The sequence below is a fragment of the Pseudomonas sp. HMSC065H01 genome (assembly GCF_001815235.1).
GTDB lineage: Bacteria > Pseudomonadota > Gammaproteobacteria > Pseudomonadales > Pseudomonadaceae > Pseudomonas > Pseudomonas aeruginosa.
The window spans coordinates 1-12712 of sequence record NZ_KV819935.1; the positions used below are offsets into that span (position 1 = coordinate 1).

At 69.6% G+C, this 12712-nt stretch carries 11 protein-coding genes; 7 read left to right on the forward strand and 4 right to left on the reverse strand.

Features of this window, described 5'->3' with window-relative positions; genetic code table 11:
- Nucleotides 1–151 precede the first annotated feature (151 nt).
- A complete protein-coding gene (locus HMPREF3014_RS29120) occupies nucleotides 152–1042 on the forward strand; it encodes a LysR family transcriptional regulator (protein ID WP_003093500.1) in 891 nt (296 codons plus the stop codon).
- On the opposite strand, the gene HMPREF3014_RS29125 is transcribed toward HMPREF3014_RS29120, so the two are convergent.
- Complete coding sequence (locus tag HMPREF3014_RS29125; RefSeq protein ID WP_003104796.1) at nucleotides 1029–1640, reverse strand: LysE family translocator; 612 nt, start codon at nucleotides 1638–1640, stop codon at nucleotides 1029–1031. The two genes, HMPREF3014_RS29120 and HMPREF3014_RS29125, sit on opposite strands and share 14 nt — an antisense overlap.
- Nucleotides 1641–1844: 204 nt before the next feature.
- Nucleotides 1845–3722, reverse strand: coding sequence for a sigma-54-dependent Fis family transcriptional regulator (locus tag HMPREF3014_RS29130; protein ID WP_023086947.1), 1878 nt, complete (start codon nucleotides 3720–3722; stop codon nucleotides 1845–1847).
- A gap of 331 nt (nucleotides 3723–4053) precedes the next feature.
- Here HMPREF3014_RS29130 and HMPREF3014_RS29135 point away from each other — a divergent pair, with 331 nt between their 5' ends.
- Genes HMPREF3014_RS29135 through HMPREF3014_RS29160 form a run of 6 tightly spaced genes read left to right on the forward strand, consistent with a single transcriptional unit; the run spans nucleotide 4054 to nucleotide 10154 of the window.
- Nucleotides 4054–4854, forward strand: coding sequence for an SDR family NAD(P)-dependent oxidoreductase (locus tag HMPREF3014_RS29135; protein ID WP_003104791.1), 801 nt, complete (start codon nucleotides 4054–4056; stop codon nucleotides 4852–4854).
- The gene (locus HMPREF3014_RS29140; protein WP_003112999.1) at nucleotides 4851–5891 is read left to right on the forward strand and encodes an ATP-NAD kinase family protein; all 1041 of its coding nucleotides are present in this window, start codon (nucleotides 4851–4853) and stop codon (nucleotides 5889–5891) included. Before HMPREF3014_RS29135 ends, HMPREF3014_RS29140 begins: the two co-directional genes overlap by 4 nt.
- Nucleotides 5892–5913: 22 nt before the next feature.
- Nucleotides 5914–6888, forward strand: a complete 975-nt coding sequence (locus tag HMPREF3014_RS29145; protein WP_003093507.1) for a thiamine pyrophosphate-dependent dehydrogenase E1 component subunit alpha — start codon at nucleotides 5914–5916, stop codon at nucleotides 6886–6888.
- A gap of 32 nt (nucleotides 6889–6920) precedes the next feature.
- A complete protein-coding gene (locus HMPREF3014_RS29150; protein ID WP_003104786.1) occupies nucleotides 6921–7940 on the forward strand; it encodes an alpha-ketoacid dehydrogenase subunit beta in 1020 nt (339 codons plus the stop codon).
- Complete coding sequence (locus tag HMPREF3014_RS29155; RefSeq protein WP_003093511.1) at nucleotides 7937–9049, forward strand: acetoin dehydrogenase dihydrolipoyllysine-residue acetyltransferase subunit; 1113 nt, start codon at nucleotides 7937–7939, stop codon at nucleotides 9047–9049. Before HMPREF3014_RS29150 ends, HMPREF3014_RS29155 begins: the two co-directional genes overlap by 4 nt.
- A 43-nt stretch (nucleotides 9050–9092) precedes the next feature.
- A complete protein-coding gene (locus HMPREF3014_RS29160; protein ID WP_003104781.1) occupies nucleotides 9093–10154 on the forward strand; it encodes a 2,3-butanediol dehydrogenase in 1062 nt (353 codons plus the stop codon).
- Nucleotides 10155–10237: 83 nt separating this feature from the next.
- On the opposite strand, the gene HMPREF3014_RS29165 is transcribed toward HMPREF3014_RS29160, so the two are convergent.
- On the reverse strand, nucleotides 10238–10906 hold the full coding sequence (locus HMPREF3014_RS29165; RefSeq protein WP_003104779.1) for a TIGR04211 family SH3 domain-containing protein: 669 nt from the start codon (nucleotides 10904–10906) through the stop codon (nucleotides 10238–10240).
- Nucleotides 10907–11343: 437 nt separating this feature from the next.
- Nucleotides 11344–12651, reverse strand: coding sequence for an NtaA/DmoA family FMN-dependent monooxygenase (locus HMPREF3014_RS29170; protein WP_003104777.1), 1308 nt, complete (start codon nucleotides 12649–12651; stop codon nucleotides 11344–11346).
- Nucleotides 12652–12712 lie beyond the last annotated feature (61 nt).

Genomic DNA, 12712 nt, shown 5'->3' on the forward strand with positions numbered 1-12712 from the left:
CGCGCCTGCGACTGGCGGCCAGCCTCGGTCGCCTGGGTTTCTGGAGCCTGCGCTGAAAAGCCCGGGAAGCGCCGCCGCTCTCTACCTCTCGCGCTTGTCCGGCTGGCCGCCATCGCGCAGGATGCACCCAGCCCCCGCGACGAGAGACCGCATGATCGACGACATCCGCTACCTGATCGTATTCGCCAAGATCGCCGAGACCGGCTCCGTCTCCGGCGGCGCCGAGGCGCTGGGCCTGAGCGCCGCGACCGCCAGCCTGCACCTGTCCAGGCTGGAACGGAACCTGGGCCGTGCGCTGCTCTACCGCAACAGCCGCAAGCTGTCGCTGACCCAGGACGGCACGCAGTTGCTGGACACCGCCCGCTCCATGCTGGAACTCTACGAGAAGGGCTTCATCGAGTTCCGCCAGCGCGCCGTCTCGACCCGCAACAGCCTGCGCATCTCGATGCCCGCGGTGTTCGTCAACGGCGACTTCACCCGTCACCTGGCAGCCTTCATCGAGGAGCATCCCGACCTCGACCTCGGCATCGCCTGCGACGACAGCCGCCACGACATCATCGGCGACGGCATCGACATCGCCTTCCGCATCGGCGACCTGCCGGACAGCTCGCTGAAGGCCCGTCACCTGTTCCTGCTGCCGCGCCAGGTAGTGGCGGCACCGGCATTCCTGGCCCGGCACGCGCCGCTGGAACACCCGCGCGACCTGCAGCGGCTGGAATGGATCGGGCTCGGCATGCGCCCCGACAGCCGGCTATTCCGTCATGCGCGGGACGACGAGGAGGTACGCGTCGACTACACCCCGCGGGTGCGCGTCGACAGCGTCGAAGCCTCCTGCCGCCTGGCCCGCCTCGGCGTCGGCCTGGCCGCGCCGCCGACCTACCTGAGCGACGAGCCGATCCGCCGCGGCGAGTTGCGCGCGGTGCTGCCGGAATGGCGCCTGGAGCCGTTGAAGGTGTATGCGGTGTGGCCGCCCAACGTACCCGCCAGCAGCATCGCCTATACCCTCATCAATCGCCTCTACGAGGCCTTCAATCCGGGCTAGCGGCGAGCTGCAGGTAGAGCATGTAGCCAGCGGTCAGCACCAGGGTGCCGCCCATCGCCCGATTGAACAGGCGCACCCGCCGGGGGCTGTCGAGCAGCAGCGCCACGCGGTCACCGAGCAGTGCCCAGGCGGCCAGCGAGAGGTAGCAGACCACCAGGTAGATGGCCATGAAGACCAGCAGCGGCGCGTGCGTGCTCGGGCTGGCGAACAAGGCCACGCCGGAAGCGCAGGCGATCCAGGCCTTGGGATTGAGCCATTGCAGGAGCACGCCCTGGAAGAACCCGGGGACCCCGTTTTCCTCCAGGGCCAGGCGTGGATCCGCGGTGGCGATGCGGTAGCCCACATGAGCGATGAACGCCGCGCCGGCCATCCCCAGGTAGTCGAAGAAGCGCGGGTAGGCCTCGATCGCGCGGACGAACCAGAAGCCGACGAAGGCCAGCAGCAGGACGAAGCCGAGGGTGGCGCCGGTGACGAACGGCAGGGTCCGGCGGAAACCATGGTTGGCGCCGGAAGCGACGATGGTCAGGTTCACCGGACCGGGGGAAATCGACAGGCTCAGGGAGAACGCGCCCATGGCGAGCAGCAGGGCTAGCGGCATGGGTCGAACTCCCCGGTCGGATTGCGGGCTGGCTGGTGCGGGGCGGGCATGGGTTTCCTCCGTAGGCTCCTGGCGGGGCGCGACCGAACGGGTTGCGCCGCTGCCCGGAACGCTACAGGGAAAGCCCACCGGCATTAACGGGGCAAGGCTCAAGGCTGGTTTTGATTTTCCGCGCTTGACGACTGCGCCGGCCGCCGGCGCACCTCAGTCGTCCGCCTGGCCCGGCATGCGGATGCCATGCCGGCGCACCCGCCGATACAGGGTCGCTCGCGAGATACCCAGTTCCCGCGCCGCGGCCATGGGTTTCCAGCGATGCCGCACGAGGGCGTCGAGCAGGGCGTCGCGCTCCGGACCGCCGCCGCTCTCGCACGCACTGGCCGGTGTCCGGCCTTCGCCACGCAGCTCTGCCGGAAGGTCGGCGAGTTGCAGGGTGGCGCCGCCGCACAGCGCGCAGGCGTAGCGCAACACATGCCGCAACTGGCGGACATTGCCCGGCCAGCGATAGCCGAGCAGGCATTCCAGGGCTGCCTCGCCGAGTTCGATGCGTACGCCGCAGTGCGCGGTTTCCTCGTCGAGGATGCGCCGGATCAGCGCCAGCCGGTCGCTGCGTTCGCGTAGCGGCGGCAGTTCGAAGCGGGCGCCGCCGAGGCGGAAGTAGAGATCCTCGCGGAAGCCGCCGGCCGCCACCAGCGCCGCCAGGTCGCGGTGGGTGGCGCAGATCACCTGGATATCCACAGCCTGCCGGCGCGCAGCCCCCAGCGGCGCCACCTCGCCCTCGGCCAGCACGCGCAGCAGGCGGGTCTGCAGGCCCAGCGGCATGTCACCGATCTCGTCGAGGAACAGGGTACCGCCATCGGCCTGCTGCAGCAGGCCGCGCATCCCTTTCGCCGCCGCGCCGGTAAAGGCTCCGCCAACGTAGCCGAACAGCTCGCTCTCGATCAGGCTTTCGGGAATCGCCGCGCAGTTGAGCGCGACGAAGGGTTTGTCGCGACGGGCGCTGGCCTGGTGCAACTGGCGGGCGAAAACCTCCTTGCCGGCACCGGTCTCGCCCTGGATCAGCACCGGCAGGTTGCGGTCCTTGACCCGCACCGCCAGGCGCAGGCTTTCGGCGATGCGCGGGTCGAGCGCAGCGTCGTCGGGCACCTCGCGCTCCAGCCGCCGCGCCTTGGCCCGCGGCGCGCTGAGACGCACGTGCAGCTCGCCGGCCTGGCCGCGCAGCAGGCACGGCGCCTGGTCGGCGGCGGCGTGCAGGGCGTCGAGGTCGAACACCTCGCCGATGTGGCTCGGCACCTGCCCCAGGCGCTGCCGCAGGTAGTGCCGCGCCGCCGGGTTCAACGCCAGCAGGCGCCCATCGGCGTCCCAGGCGAACAGGTAGTCCGGCTGGCTGTCGACGTAGCCCGGCGCACGGTGCGCGCGCAGCACCCAATGGCCCTGGGCGCTGTGCATGAAGAAGGCGTTCTCGATCTCCCGCGCGCTCTGCGCCACCATCTGCCGGATCAGATGCTGGCTGCGGCGGTCGTCCGGCGATTGCACGGCGGAAACGTCGAGCACACCGAGCAACTCGCCCTGCGGATCGAAGACCGGCGCCGCGGAACAGGTCAGGTCGATGAAGGCGGCGCGGAAGTGATCGCGCTTGTGCACCGTCACCGCAGTCCTGTCGGTGAGTACGGCGGCCACCCCGCAGGTGCCCTCCTCGCCTTCCGACCAGCAGGTGCCGAGGTACAGCCCGGCCTTGCGGCAGTCGTTGCGGATGATCGACTCGACACGGTAGTCGATGGTCCGCCCCTGGGCATCGGTGAGCAGTACGCAGTAGTCGGCATCGCGCACCCGTCCATGCAGTCGCGCCACCTCTTCGCTGGCGATGCGCAGGAACAGTTCGGAACGCTCGCGACATTCGTCGAGGAGGGTCTGCGAGAGAATCCGCGGCCCTTGCAGGGACCCCGGGTCGAGACGGTGCTGCTCCATGGAGCGGCGCCAGGAGTCGAGGATCGGCGTCGGCACCGGCGCCTGCGGCAGGCGCGCGGCGTTCCTCAGGACACGGCTGACACAGTCCACATGGTCCTTCGAGTGTGCGGAAAGCATGGGGCCTCCGTTGCTCGGCATCTTGTTGTTGTGCCGCCCATTAAGCGCCCATCGGCGACCCTCGACAAGCGCCGGGCCGCCACAGCCGACGACTGAGACGGAGCGTCTCAGCGTCTCGCCGGGAACCCGTGCGCGATGACATGGGTTGTCTCGCCGGACGTCGCCCCGGCGGTCGCCGGCCTTCCCATGCCGGCGCTCTACGACGGGCCTTCCGGCCGCCACGCCGCAACCTGGCATCGGCCTTGCTCCAGCCACGGCGACGGCAGGGCGGACTGTCCGCTCCTCCCAACGCCCTGCCGCATACACCTACAAGAACAATCAGAGGTGAAGCATGCACGCTACGTCGTCCGACGATTTCTCCCTGTCTTCCCGGGTCGCGCTGGTGACCGGCGCCGGACGCGGCATCGGCCGGGGCATCGCCCTCGCCCTGGCGCGCGCCGGCGCCGACGTGGCGGTGGCCGACCTCGATCCGCAGGTCGCCGAGGAAACCGCCGCCGCGATCCGCAGCCTCGGTCGCCGCAGCCTGGCCCTTGGGGTCGACGTCAGCGACGGCGACAGCGTCCGGGCGATGGTCGAGCGGGTCGCCACGGAGTTCGGCCGGCTCGACGTGGCGGTGAACAATGCCGGGGTGATCAGCATCCGCAAGGTCGCCGAACTCAGCCTCGCCGACTGGGACCGGGTGATGAACGTCAACGCCCGCGGCGTGTTCCTCTGCTGCCAGGCCGAACTGCCGCTGATGCAGGCGCAGCGCTGGGGGCGGATCGTCAACCTGTCATCGATCGCCGGCAAGGTCGGTCTCCCCGACCTCGCCCACTACTGTGCCTCGAAGTTTGCCGTGATCGGTTTCAGCAATGCCCTGGCCAAGGAGGTCGCGCGCGACGGGGTGACGGTCAACGCGCTCTGCCCGGGAATCGTCGGCACCGGAATGTGGCGCGGCGAGGACGGCTTGTCGGGCCGCTGGCGGCAGGCCGGCGAAAGCGAGGCGCAGTCCTGGGAACGCCACCAGGCCAGCCTGCTGCCCCAGGGCGAGGCGCAGACCGTCGAAGACATGGGCCAGCTCGTCGTCTACCTGGCCTGCGCGCCGCACGTCACCGGCCAGGCCATCGCCGTCGACGGCGGATTCTCGCTATGACCCCGCCCTCGCCGATCGTCGGCATCATCGCCAACCCGGCCTCCGGTCGCGACCTGCGTCGCCTCACCGCCCATGCCGGGCTGCACTCCAGCACCGACAAGGCATCGGTGGTGCAACGCCTGCTCGCCGCCTTCGGCGCCACCGGCATCCGCCATGCGTTGCTGCCGCCGGACATGACCGGCATCGCCGCCGCCGTGCTCCGGGCCAGCCAGACCCGCCAGGCCCGCGACGGCCACTGGCCGTTCCTGGAGTTCCTCGACATGCCGCTGCGCCAGAGCGTCGAGGATACCCGCCTGGCGGCGCGGCGCATGGTCGAGCGCGGCGTGGCGCTGATCGCCGTGCTCGGCGGCGACGGCACGCACAAGGCAGTGGCCGCCGAGGTCGGCGACGTCCCCCTGCTGGCGCTGTCCACCGGGACCAACAACGCCTTCCCGGAGCTGCGCGAAGCCACCGGCGCGGGGCTCGCCGGCGGCCTCTGCGCCAGCAACCGGGTGCCGCCGGAGATCGGCCTGCGACGCAACAAGCGCCTGCTGGTGCGCGAGCCGCGCCGCGGGCTCTGCGAGTGGGCGCTGGTGGACGTCGCGGTGTCGCCGCAGCCGTTCATCGGCGCCCGCGCCATCAGTCGCGCCGAAGACCTCGCCGAAGTCTTCGTCAGCTTCGCCGAACCCCACGCCATCGGCCTTTCGGCGCTTTGCGGACTGTGGTCGCCGGTGAGCCGCGAGGAGCCCCACGGCGCCTGGATGCGCCTGCATCCGGACGCCCGCGAGAGCCTGCTGGTGCCGCTGGCGCCGGGCCTGCTGGTGGGCTGCGGGGTCTCTGCCGCCGGCTACCTGCAACCCGGCGTGGCCCACGCGCCGAGCCTGTCCAGCGGGACCCTGGCGCTGGACGGAGAGCGCGAGATCGAGTTCAGCGCCACCGACCGCCCGAGCATCACCCTCGACCCTTCCGGCCCGTTCAGCGTCGATGTGCCGGCCACCCTCGCCTACGCCGCCCGCCATCGCCTGCTGGCCGGCCAGCGAACCCCGATGACCCCGTGAAGACAACCTGGAGAACAACAAGATGTCCACTCTGAGCACCGACCAACTGCTCCATGCCTACCGCGTGATGCGCACCATCCGCGCCTTCGAGGAACGCCTGCACGTCGAGTTCGCCACGGGCGAGATACCCGGCTTCGTCCACCTCTACGCCGGCGAGGAAGCCTCCGCCGCCGGCGTGATGGCGCACCTGCGCGACGACGACTGCATCGCCTCCACCCATCGCGGCCACGGCCACTGCATCGCCAAGGGCGTAGACGTGCACGGCATGATGGCGGAAATCTATGGCAAGAAGACCGGGGTCTGCCAGGGCAAGGGCGGCTCCATGCATATCGCCGACCTGGAGAAAGGCATGCTCGGCGCCAACGGAATCGTCGGCGCCGGCGCGCCGCTGGCCGCCGGCGCCGCGCTGGCGGCCAAGCTGAAAGGCAGCGATGCGGTGGCGGTGGCCTTCTTCGGCGATGGCGGCTCCAACGAAGGCGCGGTGTTCGAGGCGATGAACCTGGCAGCGGTGTGGAACCTGCCGTGCCTGTTCGTCGCCGAGAACAACGGCTATGCCGAGGCCACCGCGGCCAACTGGTCGGTGGCCTGCGACCACATCGCCGACCGCGCCGCCGGTTTCGGCATGCCCGGGGTGACCGTCGACGGCTTCGACTTCTTCGCCGTCCACGAGGCTGCCGGCGCCGCCATCGAGCGCGCCCGCGCCGGCGAGGGGCCGTCGCTGATCGAAGTCAAGCTGACCCGCTACTACGGACACTTCGAGGGCGACGCACAGACCTACCGCGATCCCGACGAAGTAAAGCACTACCGGGAAACCCGCGACTGCCTCAAGCAGTTCCGCGAACGCACCTGCCACGCCGGCCTGCTCTCCGCCAGCGACCTGGACGCCATCGACGCCGAGGTCGAGGCGCGCATCGAGGATGCCGTGCAGCGCGCGAAGAACGATCCCAAGCCGGAGCCGGACGACCTGCTGCGCGACGTCTACGTGTCCTATCCCTGAGCCGCCCGAAAACAAGAACGAGGAGAACCATCATGGCGAGAAAGATCAGCTACCAGCAGGCCATCAACGAGGCGCTGGCCCAGGAAATGCGCCGCGACCCGAGCGTCTTCATCATGGGCGAAGACAATGCCGGCGGCGCCGGCGCGCCCGGCGAGGACGACGCCTGGGGCGGCGTGCTGGGGGTCACCAAGGGCCTCTACCACCAGTTCCCCGGCCGTGTGCTGGATACCCCGTTGTCAGAGATCGGCTATGTCGGCGCCGCGGTCGGCGCCGCCACCCGCGGCATGCGCCCGGTGTGCGAACTGATGTTCGTCGACTTCGCCGGTTGCTGCCTGGACCAGATCCTCAACCAGGCCGCCAAGTTCCGCTACATGTTCGGCGGCAAGGCGGTCACCCCGCTGGTGATCCGTACCATGGTCGGCGCCGGCCTGCGCGCCGCCGCCCAGCATTCGCAGATGCTCACTTCGCTATGGACCCACATCCCCGGCCTCAAGGTGGTCTGCCCGTCGTCGCCCTACGACGCCAAGGGCCTGCTGGTCCAGGCGATCCGCGACAACGACCCGGTGATCTTCTGCGAGCACAAGCTGCTCTATTCGATGCAGGGCGAGGTACCCGAGGAGCTGTACAGCGTACCCTTCGGCGAGGCGAACTTCCTCCGCGACGGCGACGACGTCACCCTGGTGACCTACGGCCGCATGGTCCACCTGGCGCTGGACGCCGCCGCCAGCCTGGCGCGCCAGGGCATCTCCTGCGAAGTACTGGACCTGCGCAGCACCAGCCCGCTGGACGAGGACAGCATTCTCGAAAGCGTGGAAAAGACCGGCCGCCTGGTGGTGGTCGACGAAGCCAACCCACGCTGCTCGATGGCCACCGACATCGCCGCGCTGGTCGCCGAACGGGCCTTCTCCGCGCTGCGCGCGCCGATCCGCCGGGTCACCGCGCCCCATACGCCGGTGCCTTTCTCCGACGCCCTGGAAGACCTCTACATCCCCGACGCGGCGAAGATCGAGGCAGCCGTGCGCCAGGCCCTGGAAGGGAGGGACGCGGCATGAGCCGGATCCATACACTGACCATGCCCAAGTGGGGCCTGTCGATGACCGAGGGTCGGGTGGACGCCTGGCTCAAGGAAGAGGGCGCGCATATCGAGAAAGGCGACGAGGTGCTCGACGTGGAGACCGACAAGATCTCCAGCAGCGTCGAGGCGCCCTTCTCGGGCGTGCTGCGGCGCAAGGTGGCGCGCGAGGACGAGACCCTGGCGGTCGGCGCGCTGCTCGGCGTGGTGGTCGAGGGCGAGGCGAGCGACGAGGAGATCGACGCACTGGTGCAACGCTTCCAGGCCGAATTCGTACCCGCCGACGAGGACGCTGGGGATAGCGGACCGGCACCGCGGAAAGTCGAGCTGGACGGGCGCCTCCTGCGCTATTTCGACCGCGGCGAGGGCGATCCGGCGCTACTGCTGATCCACGGTTTCGGTGGCGACCTGAACAACTGGTTGTTCAACCACGAGGCGCTGGCCGCCGAGCGGCGGGTGATCGCTCTAGACCTGCCGGGCCACGGCGAGTCCGGCAAGGCCCTGGTGCGCGGCGACCTCGATGAACTCAGCGGCAGCGTGCTGGCCCTGCTCGACCACCTCGACCTGGAACAGGTACACCTGGCCGGTCACTCCATGGGGGGAGCGGTGGCGCTGAACTGCGCGCGCCTGGCGCCGCAGCGGGTGCTGTCGCTGAGCCTGATCGGCAGCGCCGGCCTCGGCGAGGAGATCAACGGCGACTACCTGCGCGGCTTCGTCGAGGCGGCCAACCGCAACGCGTTGAAGCCGCAACTGGTGCAGTTGTTCTCCGACCCCGCGCTGGTCACCCGGCAGATGCTCGAGGACATGCTCCGCTACAAGCGCCTGGAAGGCGTCGATGCGGCCCTGCGCCAGTTGCTGGACAACCTGTTCGCCGACGGTCGCCAGCGCAACGACCTGCGTGCCGTGGCGAGCGAGGGCCGCCAGCCGGTCCTGGCGATCTGGGGCAGCGATGACGCGATCATCCCGGCGCGGCATGCCGAGGGCCTGCCAGCCCAGGTGGAGATCATTCCCGGACAGGCGCACATGGTGCAGATGGAAGCCGCCGAGCAGGTCAACCGCCTGCTGCTCGACTTCCTCCGCCAGCATTGAGGAGACGACCGACATGAACAGTTCCCCGCAAGCCAACGCGGCGATGCGCGCCGCCGTCTGGCACGGCCGCCACGATATCCGCGTGGAAGACGTGCCGCTCCCGGCCGAGCCGCCGCCCGGCTGGGTGCAGATCCGTGTGCACTGGTGCGGCATCTGCGGCTCCGACCTGCACGAATACCTGGCCGGCCCGGTATTCATCCCCGTGGAGGCGCCGCACCCGCTCACCGGCCTCAAGGATCAATGCATCCTCGGCCACGAGTTCAGCGGCGAAATCGTCCGCCTCGGCAACGGCGTGACCGGCTTCGCCGTCGGCCAGGCGGTCGCCGCAGACGCCTGCCAGCATTGCGGCACCTGCTACTACTGCCGGCATGGGCTGTACAACATCTGCGAGAACCTGGCCTTCACCGGGCTGATGAACAACGGCGCCTTCGCCGAATACGTCAACGTACCGGCCAACCTGCTCTACGCCCTGCCGGCCGGATTTCCCAGCGAGGCCGGCGCGCTGATCGAGCCGCTGGCGGTGGGCATGCACGCGGTGAAGAAGGCCGGCAGCCTGCTCGGGCAGAACGTGGTGGTGGTCGGCGCCGGCACCATCGGCCTGAGCACCATCATGTGCGCGCGCGCCGCCGGCGCGGCACAGGTGATCGCCCTGGAGATGTCCTCGGCGCGCAAGGCCAAGGCCCTGGAGGTCGGCGCCAGCCAGGTGCTCGACCCCTCGCGGTGCGACGCCCTAGGCGAAATCCGCGCCCTCACCGGCGGGCTTGGCGCCGACGTCAGCTTCGAATGCATCGGCAACAAGCACACCGCCAAGCTGGCCATCGATGCCATCCGCAAGGCCGGCAAATGCGTGCTTGTGGGAATCTTCGAGGAGCCCAGTGAATTCAATTTCTTCGAGCTGGTTTCCACCGAGAAGCAGTTGCTCGGGGCCCTCGCCTACAACGGCGAGTTCGCCGACGTGATCGCCTTCATAGCCGACGGCCGCCTCGACATCGCACCGCTGGTGACCGGTCGCATCGGCCTGGAAGAAATCGTCGAGCGCGGTTTCGAAGAGTTGGTGAACAACAAGGAGCACAACGTGAAGATCATCGTCTCGCCGGGCGGCTGACGCTTCAGCCCTTGTCGCGCTTGCGACACAGCCCCGCGGCCGGCGGGGCTTGCTTTACGAAACGCAGAGACGCGGGCGGAGGCTCAGAACCACTTGTCGTTGCGCTTGCGCCGCACCCTCAGCAGCGACGGCAGGATCAGCCCGGCGAACAGGCCGGCGCCGGCGATGCTGCCGCCGTAGACCATGTAGCGCATCAGCACCTGCTTGTTCTCGTCGCCCAGTTGCGCCTGCACCGCACGCAGGTCGGAGCGGGCCTTGCCGAGCTCGGCGTCCAGGTTGCTGCGCGCCGCCTGCAATTCGTCGATCAGCTTCTTGCGCGTGTCGAGGGTTTCCTGCATGCCCTGCACGCGGGTCTTCCAGGTGTCGTTGATGCCGTCCAGCTCGGCGGTCAGGGCGGCCACCTTCTGTTCCAGTTGCGGCAGGCGCTCGGCCTGGCCGGGAACCTCCTGCAAGTCGCGGCTGGGAATCCACACGGTGCTGCCGTTCTCGCCGCGCACCTGGCTGTAGTTGCCCTGGGTGCCAAGCAGCTCGACCTTCTGCCCGGAGGTGAGGGTGCCGACGATGCGATAGCCATCGGTGGGGCCGCTGCGCACGAAAGTGGTCAGGCTGTCGCTCACCCAGCGCGCGTTGCCGGTCGCCTCCTCGGCCTGCGCCGGGGCGCCGGCCGCCAGCAGGCCGCCGAGCAGGCAGGCTCCGATGACGCGGTTCTGGAACGGGGAAAGAGCGGCGGGGATGCGACGGGATAGGGACATGGCAATCTTCACATGGCGAGAGAACGAAACCCGCAAAGGGGAGCGAAAAAGCCGGCCAGTCGAATTGTTATGGACAAGCGCGCGACCGGGGCGGGGCTACCGCATGGCCAAGGGCCATGCGCCCGGCCCGGTTGGGCCGACGGCTGACAGACAGCGCTCGGGGCGATTGAGTTCACTCGTTTCCGCAGGAATGGATGGATGGTTGTAACAGCAGAATGCCAGGCCTGCCGACGGCCAGCGCTGCCCAGGCTGCGACCTGTCCGGATGATCCCCGGGGTACGACGGTATCTACGCCAAGGCAGAGGCTCCCTCGCCTGTACCACGTCCCACCGGTCGGATGGCGTGCTGCGATACAGCGGGCCCGTCAGGCGGCCAATCCGCAGGCGGTCACTCGCTCGCCATCGCCGCCAGGACGCGGCCGTCGCCGGCCCTTTCCATCATTCCTCTGCCAGGTGCCCGGCGAAGGTAGTGGCGCTGTAGCGCTCGCGGAACAGCCCCTTTTCCACCAGGCGCGGCACCACCTGTTCGAGGAACAGCCGCAGCGAGCCGACCGAGCCTCCCGGCGCGGCGATGAAACCGTCCATGGCGCCGGCGGCGGCCCAGTCGACGATCTGCTCGACGGCATCGTCCACCGTACCGATGACCTGCCAGTGCGCCGCGGAAACCACCTCGGGGCGCAGCAGCAACTGGTCCAGGCGTAACGTCTCGCGCTCGATCAGGCGCCGCAGCAGGTCGGTGTGGGTGCGGCTGCCGGGGTTGGCCACCGGCGGCGGCAGGTCGGCCGCGGAAATCGGCCGGTCCAGCGGCCAGTCGCTGAGGTCGAGGCCGAGCATCTGCCTGATCGTGGCGAACTTGCGCGCGCGGTCCAGGCGCGCGTGGGTCTGCATGAAGATTTCCCGCGCCTCCTCGCGGCTCTCCGCCAGGTACAGGCTGAAGCCCGGCAGCAGGCGCACGTCGCGCGGCGAGCGACCGTGGCGTTCGGCGCGGCGGGAAAGGTCGCGGCGCAGTTCCAGGGCAGCCTCCTTGTCCGGGGTCGGCGCGAACACCAGGTCGGCCACCGAGGCGGCGAAGTCGCGCCCGCTCTCGGAGGCGCCGGCCTGCACCAGGGGAATCCGCGCCTCGCCGAAGGCCGGCAGGTTGAGCGGTCCCTTGACCTTGAGGAATTCGCCGTCGTGGTCGACCGGGTGCACCCGGGAAACGTCGGCGTAGCGGCCGCTCTCGCGGTCGACCAGGAGTGCCTCGCGGGGGAAGCTGTCCCACAGGTCGTGCACCAGCCGGGTGAACTCGGCGGCGCGCGCGTAGCGCTGCTCCGCATCGGGCATCGCGTCCAGGCCGAAGTTCTCGTGGCCCTGCAGCGCGGTGACGATGTTCCAGCCGGCGCGGCCGTTGCTGATCCAGTGCAGCGATTGCAGCTGCCGGGCCACCACGTAGGGCGGATAGAACGTGGTGGAGACCGTCGACACCAGGCCGATCCGCGAGGTTTCGCGGGCGACCGCGGCAAGCAGTACGGTGGGATCCAGGCTGGCGAAGCCGGAGCCGGTCTCCAGCACGTCCAGTGGCAGGCTGCTGACGTCCGGGCGAAACACGAAGTCGAGGTGGGCGGCTTCGGAGCGCCTGGCGATGTCGACGGCGAAATCGCTGCCGAAGATGCCTTCGATATTGCTGTCGGGGCGCCGCCAGGCATCGCCGCTGAGCCAGGTGGGGGCCAGCGACATGCCGATGTGCAGGCGTTTCGGGGTACTCATCGTGCCAATCTCCTGTATGGGCTCTGGGGCTGGGCCGGCCCTGCGCGGGGCCGGCTTCTCG